The 15,809-nt window shown below is 64.6% G+C and carries 17 protein-coding genes; 12 read left to right on the top strand and 5 right to left on the bottom strand.

Going from position 1 to position 15,809, the window contains the following annotated elements:
* Positions 1–36: 36 nt before the first annotated feature.
* From NLM31_RS11785 to NLM31_RS11760, 6 genes are all read left to right on the top strand, one after another.
* Complete coding sequence (locus tag NLM31_RS11785; RefSeq protein ID WP_254192302.1) at positions 37–1,014, top strand: small ribosomal subunit Rsm22 family protein; 978 nt, start codon at positions 37–39, stop codon at positions 1,012–1,014.
* Between the two features lie 134 nt (positions 1,015–1,148).
* Positions 1,149–1,709: a LemA family protein gene (locus NLM31_RS11780; RefSeq protein WP_254129329.1), complete on the top strand. Its 561-nt coding sequence runs from the start codon at positions 1,149–1,151 to the stop codon at positions 1,707–1,709.
* A gap of 32 nt (positions 1,710–1,741) precedes the next feature.
* Positions 1,742–2,986, top strand: a complete 1,245-nt coding sequence (locus NLM31_RS11775; protein WP_254129328.1) for a M48 family metallopeptidase — start codon at positions 1,742–1,744, stop codon at positions 2,984–2,986.
* Between the two features lie 215 nt (positions 2,987–3,201).
* Positions 3,202–3,954 carry a hypothetical protein gene (locus NLM31_RS11770; RefSeq protein WP_254129327.1) on the top strand — a complete coding sequence of 251 codons (753 nt, stop codon included), beginning with the start codon at positions 3,202–3,204 and terminating at the stop codon, positions 3,952–3,954.
* A gap of 60 nt (positions 3,955–4,014) precedes the next feature.
* The gene (locus NLM31_RS11765; protein WP_254129326.1) at positions 4,015–4,683 is read left to right on the top strand and encodes a hypothetical protein; all 669 of its coding nucleotides are present in this window, start codon (positions 4,015–4,017) and stop codon (positions 4,681–4,683) included.
* A gap of 90 nt (positions 4,684–4,773) precedes the next feature.
* Positions 4,774–5,106 carry a GIY-YIG nuclease family protein gene (locus tag NLM31_RS11760; protein ID WP_254192301.1) on the top strand — a complete coding sequence of 111 codons (333 nt, stop codon included), beginning with the start codon at positions 4,774–4,776 and terminating at the stop codon, positions 5,104–5,106.
* Between the two features lie 19 nt (positions 5,107–5,125).
* Here NLM31_RS11760 and NLM31_RS11755 read toward each other — a convergent pair whose 3' ends face one another.
* From NLM31_RS11755 to petA, 5 genes are all read right to left on the bottom strand, one after another.
* Entirely contained in the window at positions 5,126–5,665 is a 540-nt protein-coding gene (locus tag NLM31_RS11755; RefSeq protein ID WP_254129324.1) for an adenine phosphoribosyltransferase, read from the bottom strand.
* A gap of 9 nt (positions 5,666–5,674) precedes the next feature.
* A complete protein-coding gene (locus tag NLM31_RS11750; RefSeq protein ID WP_254192300.1) occupies positions 5,675–7,840 on the bottom strand; it encodes an anthranilate synthase component I in 2,166 nt (721 codons plus the stop codon).
* Between the two features lie 231 nt (positions 7,841–8,071).
* A complete protein-coding gene (locus tag NLM31_RS11745; protein WP_008134159.1) occupies positions 8,072–8,746 on the bottom strand; it encodes a dienelactone hydrolase family protein in 675 nt (224 codons plus the stop codon).
* Between the two features lie 148 nt (positions 8,747–8,894).
* Complete coding sequence (fbcH, locus tag NLM31_RS11740; RefSeq protein WP_254192299.1) at positions 8,895–10,958, bottom strand: cytochrome b/c1; 2,064 nt, start codon at positions 10,956–10,958, stop codon at positions 8,895–8,897.
* A gap of 62 nt (positions 10,959–11,020) precedes the next feature.
* Positions 11,021–11,551, bottom strand: coding sequence for a ubiquinol-cytochrome c reductase iron-sulfur subunit (petA, locus tag NLM31_RS11735; protein ID WP_254129321.1), 531 nt, complete (start codon positions 11,549–11,551; stop codon positions 11,021–11,023).
* Positions 11,552–11,830: 279 nt separating this feature from the next.
* Here petA and NLM31_RS11730 point away from each other — a divergent pair, with 279 nt between their 5' ends.
* From NLM31_RS11730 to NLM31_RS11705, 6 genes are all read left to right on the top strand, one after another.
* A complete protein-coding gene (locus tag NLM31_RS11730; protein WP_254192298.1) occupies positions 11,831–12,289 on the top strand; it encodes a tRNA (cytidine(34)-2'-O)-methyltransferase in 459 nt (152 codons plus the stop codon).
* A 19-nt stretch (positions 12,290–12,308) separates the two neighbouring features.
* Positions 12,309–12,941, top strand: a complete 633-nt coding sequence (gene queE, locus NLM31_RS11725) for a 7-carboxy-7-deazaguanine synthase (protein WP_254192297.1) — start codon at positions 12,309–12,311, stop codon at positions 12,939–12,941.
* Positions 12,942–12,955: 14 nt separating this feature from the next.
* Positions 12,956–13,321 carry a 6-carboxytetrahydropterin synthase gene (locus tag NLM31_RS11720; protein ID WP_254192296.1) on the top strand — a complete coding sequence of 122 codons (366 nt, stop codon included), beginning with the start codon at positions 12,956–12,958 and terminating at the stop codon, positions 13,319–13,321.
* A 4-nt stretch (positions 13,322–13,325) separates the two neighbouring features.
* Positions 13,326–14,225 (top strand): oxygen-dependent coproporphyrinogen oxidase, encoded by a 900-nt coding sequence (gene hemF / locus NLM31_RS11715; RefSeq protein WP_254192295.1) that lies wholly within the window; start codon positions 13,326–13,328, stop codon positions 14,223–14,225.
* On the top strand, positions 14,216–14,968 hold the full coding sequence (locus NLM31_RS11710; protein ID WP_254192294.1) for an HAD family hydrolase: 753 nt from the start codon (positions 14,216–14,218) through the stop codon (positions 14,966–14,968). The genes hemF and NLM31_RS11710 overlap by 10 nt, the downstream gene beginning before the upstream one ends.
* 383 nt (positions 14,969–15,351) lie before the next feature.
* Positions 15,352–15,570, top strand: coding sequence for a YodC family protein (locus tag NLM31_RS11705; RefSeq protein WP_254192293.1), 219 nt, complete (start codon positions 15,352–15,354; stop codon positions 15,568–15,570).
* Positions 15,571–15,809: the final 239 nt, after the last annotated feature.

The raw sequence follows: 15,809 nt of genomic DNA, 5'->3' as shown, positions 1-15,809 counted from the left end.
GACCTCGCGACGCGAGCGGAATGACGGTAGACCAACATGATCTCACCCACCCTCCCCGCCGAACTCAAGGCCGCGCTCGACGCCAGGCTGCAGGGATTTTCCCGCACCGACGCAGCGCAGCGCTCGCAGAAGATCTCGACGACCTATCGCGCCGGCGGCGGCTCCGGCACGATCAAGTCGGAAGCCGATGCGCTTGCCTATGCGCTGGCGCGCATGCCGGCGACTTACGCGGCCGTCGCCGCAAGCCTGAGCGCGCTCACCGAGATTGCGCCGGATCTCGCTCCCGAAACATTGCTCGACGTCGGCGCGGGCCCGGGCACCGCGAGTTGGGCCGCCGCGGAGGCCTTTTCGTCGCTGCAGGATTTTACGCTGCTCGACGCCAACGCCACGCTGAGCCGGCTCGCGCTTGAGCTCGTGCGCGACAGCTCGCGCCTCGCGGATTGCCGCTATCTGCCAGGCGATGCCGCCACCAACCTCGCCGAGGTGCCGCAAGCCGATCTCGTCGTCGCGAGCTACGTCATCGGTGAGCTCGGCGAGAGCGATCAGCGCAAGCTCGCAGCGACGATGTGGGCCAAAGCGCGCCACGCACTGGTCGTGATGGAGCCGGGCACGCCCGCCGGTTATGCCCGCATCCTCGCACTGCGCCAGCAACTGACCGCGCTTGGCGCCTTCGTCGCCGCACCCTGCCCGCACGAAAAGCCCTGCCCGCTCATTGCGCCCGACTGGTGTCATTTCAACCAGCGCCTGCCGCGCTCGCAGGCGCACCGCCAGATCAAGGGCGCCGAGGTGCCGTTCGAGGACGAACGCTTCATCTACGTTGCCCTGACCCGCACACCGCCGGCAGCGCGCGCCGCGCGCGTGCTGGCGCCGCCGGATGTCGGCAAGGCCGAGATCACGGCCAAGCTTTGCACGAAGGACGGTGTCGAACTCGCCAAGGTCGCGCGGCGCGACAAGGCCGCCTATGCAGGCGCCCGTCGCTGGCGCTGGGGCGATGCCGTTCTGTCCGAAAGTTAACCCCGTTCCGGGTTTTTCCCTTGAACTCGGATGGCTCCCGATCCGACCAAGTCTTACCTTCCCTCCGCGCGGGGCTCGCCCCGGCCCCATTTTGGGTTACGCTGTCCGCCCCAATTCCCCTTCAGGAGTTCTCCATGTCGACCGGCTGGATCGTTCTCGGCGTCATCGTCGTCCTCGTGCTGTTCGCTTTCAGCGCCTACAACCGGCTGGTGGCGCTGGGCCAGCGCGTCGGCCAGGCCTTTGCCGACGTCGACGTGCAGCTCAAGCAACGTCACGATCTGATCCCGAACCTGGTCGAGACGGTGAAGGGTTATGCCTCGCACGAGCGCGGCACGCTCGACGACGTCATCAAGGCGCGCAATTCGGCGATGTCGGCGCAGGGGCCGGCGCAAGTGTCCGCCGCCGAAAACCAGCTTTCCGGCGCGCTCGGCCGGCTGATCGCGCTGTCGGAGGCCTATCCCGACCTCAAGGCCAACGCCAATTTCCAGCAGCTCGCATCCGAGCTCTCCGACCTCGAGAACAAGATCGCGGCGAGCCGCCGCTTCTTCAACAACGCGGTCCAGGAATACAACACCGGCATCCAGCAGATGCCCGCGGCTCTGTTCGCCGGCATGTTCGGCTTCACCAAGAAGGACTTCTTCGATCTGGGCGCGAGCCGCGCCGAGGTCGAGGCTGCGCCTCAGGTGAAGTTCTGATCTGAGCCGACAGACCGGCAGGGCAACGCGTCATGGCCGCGTATGGTCTCTACACGCACATCGCCTCGAACAAGTTTCGTTCGATGCTGCTGCTCGCCGGCCTGTTCGCGCTGGTCTATGTGCTGGTCTATGCCGGCGCACTGGTCGCCGAGGTCGTCATCAACGGCAACGGGACCGTCGCCTATTATCTGAACCGCGCCTTGCACGACCTCATCGTCGCCTTCCCCTTTGCGACGATCGCGGCAGTTGCCTGGATCATCATCGCTTATTTCTTCCATCAATCGATGATCGACGCGGTGACCGGCGGCCATGACGTCACCCGGCAGGAAGAGCCGCGGCTCTACAATCTGCTCGAAAATCTCTGCATCTCGCGCGGCATCACCATGCCGAAGCTGAAGATCATGGAGAGCCCGGCGCTGAACGCATTCGCGACCGGCCTCAACCCGCGGCAGTATGCAATCACCGTCACCACGGGTCTGCTCAAGGCGCTGAACGACCAGGAGATCGAGGCTGTGCTCGGCCACGAGCTCACCCACATCAAGAACGGCGACGTGCAGCTGATGGTGGTCGCCGTCATCATCGCCGGCGTGGTCGGCTTCTTCGGCGAATTGTTCTTCCGGCTGTTCACGAATTTGAGCTGGAGCTCCGGTGGCGGCTCGTGGTCGTCGGGTTCTTCTTCGTCGTCGCGGTCGTCCTCTTCGTCCAGCGACAACAAGAGCTCAGGCGGCGGCGCCATCGTGGTCATCATCATCGCGGTCGTGCTGATCGTGGTGGCCTGGCTGGTATCGCAAGTGGTCAAGCTGGCGCTATCGCGATCGCGCGAATATCTGGCCGACGCCGGCTCGGTCGAGCTGACCAAGAATCCCGATGCCATGATCTCCGCGTTGCGCAAGATCGAGAACCGCGGCGAATTGCCGGGCGCGACCTCCGCGGTGATGGAGCTTTGCCTCGACAATCCGCGCGAAGGCTTTTCGGATCTGTTCGCGACCCACCCCTCGGTGCAATCCCGCGTCGACGCGCTGGTCAAGTTCGCCGGCGGCCATGATCCCGGTCCGCTGCCGCCACCCTCTGAGGAGACGGACCAGCCCGAGACCGACGAGCCCGACGCACAGACCGATCCGCAGAACGCCCCTCCTCCGGTCCCGCGTGGCCCGTGGAACGATGCAGGCAACCCACCCGGTCCGCCGCCCGTGCCTGCACCGAGCCCTGCCGGAACCGCAGCTGGCAATCCGCTGGGTCCCATCGGCAATCCCATGGGTCCGTGGGGCCGCCACTGAGCTTGCGATCTGCCGCGCCTCGCGCCGGTTTCACAACGTTTGGGAAAAACTGCGGGAATTGCCGCCGAGCTGTGCCAGAGATTTGAATTCTCCCTTGTTTCTGCCATGTTCGCGCCCAACAGCAGACTTGGGACTTCCTTGGGACATCCTTGGGACATCGATTTGGGGCCCGGCCGATTGCGACCTCGCGATCGGGGGCGCGTTAGGGGACAGCAATGGCAAAGCCGGCAGTGGTTGTGGTGGGCGCGGACAAGGGCGGGGTCGGCAAGACGACAGTGTCCCGCACCCTGCTCGATTATTTTTCCGCCAACAACGTGCAAACGCGCGCCTTCGACACGGAGTCACCGCGCGGAACGCTGAAGCGCTTCCACCCGGAGATTACCGAGATCGTCGACATGACGACGACGTCGGACCAGATGAAGATCTTCGACACGCTGAACGCCGTGAGCCCGTCGGTGACCGTGATCGACGTCCGCGCCGGCCTGCTCTCGCCGGCATTGGCGTCGCTGCGCGACATCGGCTTCCTCGATGCCGCCAAGGCCGGCCAGATCACCTTTGCGGTGTTCCACATCCTCGGCCCCTCGATCGCCTCGCTCGAGGAGATCGCCGAGACGGCCGGGTTCATGACCGGCGCAAAATATTTCCTGGTGAAGAACTTCATCAACGACACCCAGTTCTTCCAGTGGGACCAGGCCACCTACAATTCCTACTTCCACCGCATCAAGGATGCGACCGAGCTGACGATCCCGAAGCTCAACGAAATGGCCTATGAACAGGTCGAGGTCTCGTCCGTTCCGTTCCTGAAATTCGTCGCCAACAAGGGCATCAACGACGAGGCAGCGAACTATTCGTTCGTGCTGCGCGGCTATGTCCGGCACTGGCTGGCGAACGTCTGGAGCGAATTCGACCGGATCCGGCTGACAGACATCGTCGGCTCGAAGCCCACCTCCCGCAACAGCGAAAAATAGTTGCGCAGGCCGGGCTGATACGGCTGGATTGGGCGGCAAGTTGGCCTGATATAGCTGTCGATGTCCGCGACGCCCCTCTACATCATCTGCTCGCCCCGCCCGCAGGTCGGCAAGACGCTGCTGGCGCGGCTGCTCGCCGAATTCCTGCTGCTCAAGAACGGCAACGTCACGGCCTTCGACGTCAATCTGAAGGAACCGTCGCTGCTCGATTATCTGCCGAAGGTCACGGAAACCGCTGACGTGGTCGACACCTACGGCAAGATGCAGCTGATGGACCGCGTCATCGTCGATGACGGGCTTGCCAAGGTCATCGACCTCGGCTTCCACGCCTTCGACGAATTCTTCAAGATGACCGAAGAGATCGGCCTGCTCAAGGAAGCGGCGCGCCGGCATGTGGCGCCGATGATCCTGTTCGTCGCCGACACCGACCGTGTCTCCGCCCGCGCCCATGAGATGCTGCGCCAGCAGATCCCGCGGATCAACCTGATCACCGTCGACAACGAGTTCGTCATCCGCGGCGAGCTGCCGCCCGCGATGGCCGGTGGCCGGCTGTTCCGCCTGCCGGCGCTGCCGGGCTTCCTCAAGACCTATATCGACCGGCTGAACTTCTCCTTCACCGGCTATTTGCGTCAGGAGAAGGACTCCTCGACCGAGCTGCACCAATGGACCCGGCGGAATTACCTCGCCTTCCGCGAGCTCGAGCTCAGCCTGATCCTGCAACGCTCTTAGGCCGCAAATTATACCCGGATAATATTGACGACTGACGACGTTGGGCTTAATGAGGCGGGCTTCAACGTCCCCTCCAGCCAGGGCCCAGCCGTGAGCATCGACCGGAAAGCAGCCATCGCCGCCTACAAGGAGCGGAAGACCGTTGCGGGCATCTATGTGGTCCGCTGCGCGGTCTCAGGCGAGGCCTGGGTCGGCCAGGCGCCGAACCTGGAGACCATCCAGAACCGCATCTGGTTCACCCTGCGCCAGGGCAGCCACCCGTGCCGCAGCCTCCAGGCCGCCTGGAAGGCGCATGGCGAGGCCGGCCTGACCTTCAGCGAATGCGAACGGCTGGAGGATGAGGAAAGCGCCTATGTCAGGAACGCGCTGCTGAAGGAGCGCATGCTGCATTGGCTGACGGAGCTGAAGGCCGAGGCGATCTGACGATCGCCACGGCGCCCCCTCAATGCCCCTCGAACGTCATCAGCGTGCGCACCGGCACGTCCATCGCGCGCAGCTTGGCGGCGCCGCCGAGATCGGGCAGGTCGATGATGAAGCAGGCGGCGACGACATTGGCGCCGATCTGGCGCAGCAGCTTCACCGCACCTTCCGCGGTGCCACCGGTGGCGATGAGATCGTCCACGAGGATCACGCGCTCGCCGGGCTGGATCGCATCGATGTGCATCTCCATCTCGTCGATGCCGTATTCCAGCGAATAGGCGATGCGCACGGTGGTGTGCGGCAGCTTGCCCTTCTTGCGGATCGGCACGAAGCCGGCCGAGAGCTGATGCGCCACCGCGCCGCCGATGATGAAGCCGCGCGCTTCCATGCCGGCGACCTTGTCGATCTTGTTGCCGGCCCAGGGATTGACGAGTTCGTCGACCGCACGGCGGAAGGCGCGCGCATCCGCGAGCAAGGTCGTGATATCGCGGAACATGATCCCCGGCTTGGGATAATCCGGGATGGTGCGGACGCTCGCCTTCAAATCGTGGTCAAAGGTCATTGGTGCCTCTCAATTGACCGGCGCATCCAGCCGGAACGCGTTCTCGACAATCCGCAAGCCCACCTCGTTGCCGAGCGACATCAGCGACTCCGGGTGAAATTGGACGCCTGCGACCGGCAGGGTCTTGTGCTCCAGCGCCATGGCGACGCCATCCTCGGTGCTTGCGGTAACCGACAACACCTCTGGCATGCTGTCACGCTCGACGAACAGCGAGTGATAGCGGCCGATCACGATCTCGTTCGGCAGATTGCGCATCAAGCGCCCGCCGCGCACCTGGACCCGTGACGGCCGGCCGTGCGCGGGATGGGTGAGTTGGCCGAGCTCGCCGCCGAAATATTCGCCGATCGCCTGCACGCCAAGGCAGACGCCGAACACCGGCAGCTTGTTCTCAAGCGCAGCGTCGATCGTCGTCTTGATCCCGAAATCCTCCGGGCGGCCCGGACCGGGCGACAGCACCAGCAAGTCCCACCTCTTCTGCTTGAGCATGTCGAGCGCATGCACATAGCGGACCACGGTGACGCTGGCGCCGACCTGACGGAAGTAATCGGCGAGCATGTGCACAAAACTGTCGTCATGGTCGATCAGCAGCACGCGCTTGCCCGAGCCGGTCGCATCGGGGGCAAACGCGGACAGCGGCTTCGGTGGATCGCCGCGCAGCGCCTGGAACAGGGCTGCGGCTTTCACCTGGCATTCGCGGTCTTCCGCGGCGGGATCGGAGTCGAATAGACAGGTGGCGCCGACGCGGACCTCGGCGAGACCATCCTTCATGCGGATGGTGCGGATGGTGAGACCGGTGTTGATGCTGCCATCGAAATTCACCGCGCCGATCGCGCCGGCATACCACCGCCGCGGCGAGCGCTCGTGATCCTCGACGAACTGCATCGCCCAGAGCTTTGGCGCACCTGTGACGGTCACGGCCCAGGCATGGGTGAGGAAGGCGTCGAGCGCATCGAAGCCGGGACGCAGCATGCCTTCGACATGATCGACGGTATGGAACAGCTTTGAATAGGTCTCGATCTGCCGCCGCGCCAGCACCTTGATCGTGCCGGGGACGCAGACGCGCGCCTTGTCGTTGCGATCGACGTCGGTGCACATGTTGAGCTCGAACTCGTCCTTCTCCGAGTTCAGCAGCTGGCGGATCTGCTCGGCATCGCCGATCGCATCGGTGCCGCGCGCGATCGTACCCGAGATCGGACAGGTCTCGACGCGGCGCCCGTCGGAGCGCACGAACATTTCCGGAGAAGCGGAGACGAGGAATTCGCCGTCACCGAGATTCATCAGCGCGCCATAGGGCGACGGGTTGATGACGCAGAGGCGCTGGAACACTTCGGCCGGCGAGCGCTCGCACGGCTCGGCGAAGAGCTGGCCCGGCACGGCCTCGAAGAGATCACCGCGGGCAAAGGCCGCGCGCGCAGTCTCGACGGTGGCCTGATATTCGCCTGGCGCGTGATCGGCAAAGCCCTGGCGCCCCGTCTTCAGATACGGGCTCTCGGCCGTCTCGCGCGGCAGGCCTTCGCTCGATTTGCCCTTCCACGCGAAATCGTAACTGAGCACGACGCCCCGCCCCGTAGCGCGGTCATAGGCGAGCAAGCGGTCGGGAACGTAGAGCACGATGTCGCGCTGATCATTCTCGCGCGGACGCTTCTGCACGAGGTCCTCGATCTGGAACACGAGGTCGTAGGCGAAGGCGCCGAACAGGCCGAGCAGCCCGTCATCATTGGACGAGAAAGCGGCGACGAGATCGCGCACCAGCGACATCACGCTGGCGCGCCGCGTACGCTGGTCTTCCTCGATCGGCGCATCGCCGCGGATGATGTGGCCGGCAAGCCGCGTCGTGGTCTTCTCGGAGATCACGACACAGGGTTCGCGCAGAACGTCGGCGAGGAAGGCGATCAGCACCTCGCCACGCGCATTGAGCGCTTCGAGCTTGAAATTGACCCCGGTGGTTTCGAGCTTGAGCGGCGGATCGGAAAAGCCGAGATCGAAGCTCTCGTAGCGGCCCGGCACGGTCGTGCCCGAGGACAGCACCACGCCACGGTGACGGTCGAGCAGGCTGATAAGATCGTCGAGCCGGTCGGCGTGGCCGGTGAACTGTTCGGCCACGCGCGTGATGGCGAGACCGCCGCGGGTGACGTAATCGCTTCTGGCCGGGAGGGCAAAGACTGTCCTGTTCATGTGGTCCTCTTACGAAACTTGCCGAGGGAACGCCACACAGGACAAACGATCAGGCCGCCGCACTGTGCTGGCGACCTCTAGCGATTGGGGGGAAATAAATCGCACCGGCCACCTCTTAGGAGGTGCGCCACCAACGACGGGATGGGCGGGCTGCGGTGCTCATGGGCGGGATACTCACCATGGCGCGGGGACGGCGTCAAGGGCGCCACCCCGCACGACGGGCTACGGAGGCTACCCCAGATGCTTCCGGAAAAACTCCGTCGCCCTGCCCCAGGCAAGCTCGGCGGCTTCGCGGTCGTGCACGGCCTGGCGCTGCTCGTTGACGAAGGCGTGCTCGGCGTCATAGCGGAACAGCTCGAGCGATTTGCCGGCGGCCTTCATGGCCTTTTCGAAGCCGTTGACCAGCTCCGGCGTGCACCAATCGTCCTTGTTGGCGAAATGGGCCTGCAGCGGGATCTTGACGTCGGCGGGCTTGGCCGCCTGCTCCGGCGGAATGCCATAGAACACGACGCCGGCGGCGAGCTCCGGCACATGCACCGCGCCGATGATGGTGACGGCGCCACCGAGGCAGAAGCCGGTCAGGCCGACCTTGGCACCGTTGCGCGACAGATATTGCGTGGCGCCGCGCACCGTCTGCGTGGTGGCATCCATGAAATCGAGCGAGTTCATCTCTTTGCCGGCCGCATCCGTGTCGTGATACGGCACCACCTTGCCCTTGTAGAGATCGGGCGCCAGTGCATCGAAGCCGGCGAGCGCGAAGCGGTCGCACAGGCCCTTGATCTGGTCCGACAGGCCCCACCATTCCTGGATCACGACCACGCCCGGCGCGTTGCCGCGCGCGGCGTTGGCGAGATAGCCCGAGGCATCCTTGCCGTCCGGACGCTTGAAGGTGATGGCGGTTCCCATGGTGTCCTCCGATGGGTTTCTGGGGAGCGGTTGGCGGTATTTTGGCGGCTGGGCGCGCGATAGGCAATCGCGCCGAACAACACACGCGCGTGTGCAACAAAAAAGCCCCCTTGCGGGGGCTTCTTCAGTCTCGTTTCGCGTCGGCCGTTCAGTGCGAGTCGGCCCAGACCTTCTTCTTGGTGAAGTACATCAGGAACGCGAAGATGATCAGGAACACGAACACCTGGAGGCCGAGGCGCTTGCGCGCTTCCATGTGCGGTTCGGCAGTCCACATCAGGAACGTGGTGACGTCCTTGGCGTACTGCGCGACCGTCGCCGGCGAGCCGTCGTCATAGGTGACCTGGCCGTCGCTGAGCGGCTTCGGCATCTTGATGGCGTGGCCCGGGAAGAACTTGTTGTAGTACGAGCCTTCCGGGATGCTCACGCCTTCCGGCGCCTTGTCCTCGAAGCCCTGGAGCACCGCCGAGACATAGTCGGGGCCCTGCTCCTGGTACTGGGTGAAGAAGTCGACCAGGAACATCGGGAAGCCGCGGCCATACGAGCGCGCCTTGGTGATCAGCGACAGATCGGGCGGCGCCGCGCCACCGTTCGCCGCGCGCGCGGCCTGCTCGTTCGGGAACGGCGAGGGGAAGTAGTCGGCCGGGCGGCCCGGACGCTCGAACATGTCGCCCGCATCGTTCGGACCGTCCTTGATCTTGTAGTCGGAAGCAAACGCCGCCGCCTGCGCCACCGAATAGCCGGGGCCGCCAGCGTCCGCGAGGTTGCGGAAGGCGATGTAGGACAGGCCGTGGCAGTTGGAGCAGACTTCCTTGTAGACTTTCAGGCCGCGCTGGAGCGCACCGCGGTCATACTTGCCGAAAGGGCCCGCGAACGACCAGTTGTTGCCCGGCGGCTTGGTGCCGCCTTCCTCGGCGCGGGCATCCTGCAAGGTGCCGACGAACAGCGCACCGGCAGCAACGAGCGCGACCGCGATCGAGGCCACGGCCTTGCCGCCCTTGGCGAGGATCGCCTCCGAGATCGAGTTCGGGACCGGCCGCGGCGTCTCGATGCGCGCGAGCAGCGGCAGCACGATCAGGAAGTAGGCGAAGTAGCAGACCGTCAGGACGCGGCCGGCGATCACGTAGATGCCTTCCGGCGGCTGCGCACCGAGATAGCCGAGCAGGATGCAGACCGCGACGAAGATCCAGAAGAACTGCTTGGCCAGCGGACGATACTTCGACGACCTGGTCTTGGCGGCATCGAGCCAGGGCAGGAAGCACAGGATGATGATCGCCGAGAACATCCCGATCACGCCCGCGAGCTTGTTCGGGATCGAGCGCAGGATCGCGTAGAACGGCAGGTAATACCATTCCGGCACGATGTGCGGCGGCGTCACGCCCGGGTTCGCCGGAATGTAATTGTCGGCGTCGCCGAGATAGTTCGGCATGTAGAAGATGAACCAGGCGTAGAGCAGCAGGAAGCAGGCGACGCCGAAGCCGTCCTTGATGGTCGCATGCGGCGTGAACGGCACCGTGTCCTTTTCCGTCTTCGGCTCGACGCCGTCGGGATTGTTCTGGCCGGCCACGTGCAGCGCCCAGACGTGGAGCACGACGACGCCCGCGATCAGGAACGGCAGCAGGTAGTGCAGCGAGAAGAAGCGGTTCAGCGTCGGGTTGCCGACCGAATAGCCGCCCCACAGCAGCGTCACGATGCTCTCGCCGACATAGGGAATGGCGGAGAACAGGTTGGTGATGACGGTGGCGCCCCAGAAGCTCATCTGGCCCCACGGCAGCACGTAGCCCATGAAGCCCGTCGCCATCATCAGGAGATAGATGATGACGCCGAGGATCCAGAGCACCTCGCGCGGCTCCTTGTAGGAGCCGTAATAGAGGCCGCGCAGCATGTGGACGTAGACTGCGAAGAAGAACATCGACGCGCCGCAGGCATGCATGTTGCGCAGCAGCCAGCCGAAGTTCACGTCACGAACGATCAGTTCGACCGACCTGAAGGCGAGATCGGCATGCGGCGTGTAGTGCATCGCCAGGATCACGCCGGTCAGGATCTGCATCCCCAGCATGAAGGAGAGGATGGCGCCGAACGTCCACCAGTAGTTCAGGTTACGCGGGGTGGGATAGACGACGAAGGAGGAGTGCACGAGACCCATGATCGGCAGACGTCGCTCGATCCATTGCAGGGCCGGGTTGCTCGGCTTGAATTCGGATGGTCCGCTCATGATGCGATCCTGAGGAAATAATACGACGAGACGGTTCGAGGCTTCGGACGCGGGTCCGAAGCTCAGCCGATCTGGATTTTGGTGTCGGAAACGAACTGGTACGGCGGCACCGGCAGGTTCGCGGGCGCGGGCCCCTGGCGGATGCGGCCGGACGAATCGTACTGCGAACCATGGCAGGGGCAGAAGAACCCGTCGTAATTGCCTTCATGGGCGATCGGGATGCAGCCGAGATGGGTGCAGATGCCGATCACGACCAGCCACTGGTCATGGCCGGCCTTGACCCGGGCCTCGTCGGACTGCGGATCGGGCAGGCTCGCCACCGGAACGGCGCGCGCCTCGTCGATCTGCTTCTTGGTGCGGTGGCTGATGTAGATCGGCTTGCCGCGCCAGAACACCTTGATGTCCTGTCCCTCCGCGACGGGGCTCAGATCGACCTCGATCGGCGCACCGGCGGCGATGGTCGAGGCGTCCGGATTCATTTGATGGATAAAGGGCCAGAGCGCGACTGCGCCCCCTACTGCTGCAGCTGCCCCCGTTGCAACGAATAAGAAATCACGGCGTGTCGGATGGTCCGCCGAAGACGCTGTCGTCACGATTCCAACCCTTTCTTCTTATGCTGCCGACGGAACCGCTCCGGGAGCCCCCAAGGTCCCCGGAACAGTCTGCCGGCGCCCGCGGCCCCCCGCGGCGGCAGAACTTGGCTTGTCCCCACCAAAACAAGGCGAAAAACAGCAGTCCAGAATCGTTCTATTGGCACCCTTGCAGGGCGAGCGCAAGCCCGCTAACGGCGCGGGAGCGTGCAATGCACGAATTCCGCGGCCAGCGATGTTTTATTGAGACATTTCCGGCCCACAACAGACCCGTCACCGCCCATGCAGATCGCACTTTTCCAACCCGACATTCCCCAGAACACCGGCACGATTCTCCGCCTGTGCGCCTGTCTGGGCATCGCCGCCCATATCATCGAACCGGCCGGCTTCCCGGTCTCCGACCGGCATTTCCGCCGGGCGGGAATGGATTACCTCGACCACGTCAGCATCGTCAGGCACGATTCCTGGTCGAAATTCGAGGAGTGGCGGGCGGCACACGGCTACCGGCTGCTGCTGTTCACCACCAAAGGTGCCACCGACTACCGCGATTTCCGTTACCAGACGTCGGACATCCTGCTATTCGGGCGCGAGAGCGCCGGCGTCACCGACGCGGTGGTCGAGGCTGCGGATGCGCGGCTGGTGATCCCGATCACCGAGGGGCTGCGGTCGCTCAATGTCGCCATGACCGCGGCGATGGCCGCAGGCGAAGCGCTCCGGCAGGTCCGGAACCCGCAAGGCTAGATATGACGAGGAGAGACCAGTGAGTTACGCGGTCAAGGAAATCTTCCTGACCCTGCAAGGCGAAGGCGCCCATGCCGGGCGCGCATCCGTGTTCTGCCGTTTTGCCGGCTGCAACCTCTGGAGCGGCCGCGAGGCGGACCGCGCCCGCGCGACATGTCAGTTCTGCGACACGGATTTCGTCGGCACCGACGGCACGCTCGGCGGCCGCTACGCCACAGCCGTGGAACTCGCCGACACCATCGCCGCGCAATGGACGGCCTCCACCGACAACCGCTACGTGGTGCTGACCGGCGGCGAGCCGCTGCTGCAGGTGGATGACGCCCTGGTCGAGGCGCTGCATGCCCGCGGCTTCGAGATCGGCGTCGAGACCAACGGCACAGTCGCTCCGCCCGAGGGCCTCGACTGGATCTGCGTCAGCCCCAAGGGCGGCAGCGAGCTGGTGCTGCGCCAGGGGCACGAGCTGAAGCTGGTTTATCCGCAGGCCCTCGCCGCACCCGAGAGTTTCGAGAGCCTCGCCTTCGAGCGCTTCTCGCTGCAGCCGATGGACGGGCCCGAGGTCATCGAGAACACCGCGCGCGCGATCGACTATTGCCTGCGCCATCCGCACTGGCGGCTGAGCGTGCAGACGCATAAATCGCTCGGCATCAGATAGGACTGAACGGACAGATGTGGGAATTGACGAAATCGTTCCGCTTCGAGGCGGCGCATACGCTGAAGGGGACGACCTTTGGCGCTGATAGCGAAGAGATCCACGGTCACTCTTTCCGCGCCGAGGTGACGGTGCGCGGCACACCCGACCCCGCGACCGGCATGGTGGTCGATCTCGGCCTGCTCCAGCGCGCGATCGAGGAGGTGCGGCTGACGCTCGACCACAAGTTCCTCAACAAGATCGAGGCGCTCGGCACACCGACGCTGGAGAACCTGTCGCGCTTCGTCTGGGAGCGGCTCGCCCATATCGGCAAGCTGACCCGTGTCAGCATCCACCGCGACAGTTGCAACGAGAGCTGCACCTATTACGGTCCGCAAGGCTAACCGCATGACAGCCACATTGGACCCAACACTGATCGAAGACCGCAAGGCCCGCGCGCGCAGCTGGTTCGAGCGCTTGCGCGACGACATCTGCGAAAACTTCGAGCGGCTCGAGGATGACGCGCCGCAAAGCCTCTATCCCGGCGAGGCCGGCCGCTTTGCGCGCACGCCGTGGCAGCGCACCGATCACAGCGGGGCCAAGGGTGGCGGCGGCGTGATGTCGATGATGTCAGGGCGCCTGTTCGAGAAGGTCGGCGTGCACTGCTCGACCGTGCACGGCGAATTCGCGCCCGAGTTTCGCGCGCAGATTCCGGGTGCCGCAGAAGACCCGCGGTTCTGGGCCTCGGGCATCTCGCTGATCGCCCACCTGCGCAATCCGCACGTGCCGGCCGTGCACATGAACACGCGCTTCGTTGTCACCACCAAGGCGTGGTTCGGCGGCGGCGCGGACCTGACGCCGGTGCTCGACCGAAGGCGGACGCAGGAGGACCCGGACACGCTCGCCTTCCACGCCGCGATGAAGGAAGCCTGCACCGGACCGAACGGCGTTGCCGATTACGACAAGTACAAGAATTGGTGCGACGAATATTTCTATCTGCCGCACCGGAAAGAGGCGCGCGGCATCGGCGGTATCTTCTACGACTGGCACGACAGCGGCGACTGGGACGCCGACCTCGCCTTCACGCAGGATGTCGGCCGCGCCTTCCTCAAGATCTATCCCGAACTTGTCAGACGGAATTTCGCGAGCGCCTGGACCGCTGAAGACCGCGAGGAGCAGCTGATCCGTCGCGGCCGCTATGTCGAGTTCAACCTGCTCTACGACCGCGGCACCATCTTCGGGCTCAAGACCGGCGGCAATGTGGATTCGATCCTGTCGTCGCTGCCGCCGGAGGTGAAATGGCCATGACAACGACGAAGCCCGCAATGAGACCGCTGCCCCGCGCCATGCTGATCGACATGGACGACACCATCCTGTCGGCCTATGGCCGGCCCGAGATCGCCTGGAACACGATCGCCGAGGAATTCGCCGAGGAGCTCGCGCCGCTGCCGCCACAGCAGGTTGCCACTGCTGTGCTGGCCTATGCGCGGCAATTCTGGTCGACCGCCGGAGCTGAGTGGCGAATGAAGCTCGGCGAAGCACGACGGCTCACGGTGCGCGGCGGCTTCGCAGCACTTGCCGCGAGCGGCCACCGCGCCCTCTCCGACGATCTCGCCGCGCGCCTCGCCGACCGCTTCACCACCTATCGCGAGGAAGCGATCTTCGTCTTTCCGGGCGCACATGATGCGATCGACGCGTTCAAGGCGCACGGCGTCAAGCTGGCGCTGGTCACCAACGGCGCCGCCGACATGCAGCGCGCCAAGGTCGAGCGCTTCGAGCTGACCCATCGCTTCGACCACATCCAGATCGAGGGCGAGCACGGTTTCGGCAAACCGGAGGAGCGCGCCTATCTGCACGCGATGGAGGCGCTCGGCGTCACCGCTGATGAGACCTGGATGATCGGCGACAATCTGGAATGGGAAGTCGTCACCCCGCAGCGGCTCGGCATCTACGCGATCTGGATCGACGTGCATGGCGACGGCCTGCCCGAGGGCTCGACCGTCAAGCCGGACCGCATCATCCGCTCGTTGACCGAGCTCGTGCCGGGCTGAATCGCGAAAACAACCCCATGCACAGTAGGCGACTGTTGCAAATCCGACGGACTACGGATTTTACGAAGACACGTTGACCCGTCGGGCAAAACAGGCGCATGATGCCATCGTCGGGATGCGTGCGATGACAGCGCAGAGCCTGGCACGCACCTCACCTGTGGCCATCCTTCGAGACGCCCGCTACGCGGGCTCCTCAGGATGAGGTCTCATTCCCGGCAAGATGTCAGCCCCTCATGGTGAGGGCCCGCGTGAGCGGGCATCTCGAACCATGCAGGCCCACCCGCAGCCCGCGAGCGTCATGCGCACCGCCCCTCCCCCGTGTTCGGCGTGTCATGACAAATTGCTAGCTGTGGTCCGGATCGATCAACTCGAAAGGACAATCCATGGAATTGAAAGCCGGCGATATCGTCATGCTGAAGTCGGGCGGCCAGCCGCTGACCGTCGCGGAGGTCAAGGGCGACGACGTGCTCTGCGTCTGGATGGGCATGGAAGGCGATCTCTTCCGCGAGACGCTGCCGCTCGCCACTCTCATCCAGGTCGAAGAAGACCACGACGAGGATGAAGACGAAGACGAGGAAGAAGACGACGAGGACGACGAGTAGGCGCGCCTGAGATCGCGCCCCACGCGAAGGCAAGAGCAGGGTCGCGCCGTCAGTTGCGTCAAGGGCCCTGCCCCGCAGGTCCTGCTTTTGCCCTTCTCTGCGTGAACACTTGAAAAACGGGAACGGAAGCTTCTGCAAACGGTTGAATGAAACTCTGTGGGCATGGAGCCGGGCCCATGATGCTCCAAGCAGACTGCGAACGCTCGTTCGAAGAGAAATTGGCTGAGGAAGCCAGGCGT

This window comes from Bradyrhizobium sp. CCGUVB4N (genome assembly GCF_024199945.1).
Taxonomy (GTDB): domain Bacteria; phylum Pseudomonadota; class Alphaproteobacteria; order Rhizobiales; family Xanthobacteraceae; genus Bradyrhizobium.
Note: the sequence above shows the minus strand (reverse complement) of the source record. Positions and strands in the feature narration are given on the sequence as shown.

Bases quoted from the DNA above. Each gene is read 5' to 3' on its own strand.
- NLM31_RS11785 (WP_254192302.1), top strand. From the start codon at position 37: ATGATCTCACCCACCCTCCCCGCCGAACTCAAGGCCGCGCTCGACGCC.
- NLM31_RS11780 (WP_254129329.1), top strand. From the start codon at position 1,149: ATGTCGACCGGCTGGATCGTTCTCGGCGTCATCGTCGTCCTCGTGCTG.
- NLM31_RS11775 (WP_254129328.1), top strand. From the start codon at position 1,742: ATGGCCGCGTATGGTCTCTACACGCACATCGCCTCGAACAAGTTTCGT.
- NLM31_RS11770 (WP_254129327.1), top strand. From the start codon at position 3,202: ATGGCAAAGCCGGCAGTGGTTGTGGTGGGCGCGGACAAGGGCGGGGTC.
- NLM31_RS11765 (WP_254129326.1), top strand. From the start codon at position 4,015: ATGTCCGCGACGCCCCTCTACATCATCTGCTCGCCCCGCCCGCAGGTC.
- NLM31_RS11755 (WP_254129324.1), bottom strand. From the start codon at position 5,665: ATGACCTTTGACCACGATTTGAAGGCGAGCGTCCGCACCATCCCGGAT.
- NLM31_RS11750 (WP_254192300.1), bottom strand. From the start codon at position 7,840: ATGAACAGGACAGTCTTTGCCCTCCCGGCCAGAAGCGATTACGTCACC.
- NLM31_RS11745 (WP_008134159.1), bottom strand. From the start codon at position 8,746: ATGGGAACCGCCATCACCTTCAAGCGTCCGGACGGCAAGGATGCCTCG.
- fbcH (WP_254192299.1), bottom strand. From the start codon at position 10,958: ATGAGCGGACCATCCGAATTCAAGCCGAGCAACCCGGCCCTGCAATGG.
- NLM31_RS11730 (WP_254192298.1), top strand. From the start codon at position 11,831: ATGCAGATCGCACTTTTCCAACCCGACATTCCCCAGAACACCGGCACG.
- NLM31_RS11720 (WP_254192296.1), top strand. From the start codon at position 12,956: ATGTGGGAATTGACGAAATCGTTCCGCTTCGAGGCGGCGCATACGCTG.
- hemF (WP_254192295.1), top strand. From the start codon at position 13,326: ATGACAGCCACATTGGACCCAACACTGATCGAAGACCGCAAGGCCCGC.
- NLM31_RS11710 (WP_254192294.1), top strand. From the start codon at position 14,216: ATGGCCATGACAACGACGAAGCCCGCAATGAGACCGCTGCCCCGCGCC.
- NLM31_RS11705 (WP_254192293.1), top strand. From the start codon at position 15,352: ATGGAATTGAAAGCCGGCGATATCGTCATGCTGAAGTCGGGCGGCCAG.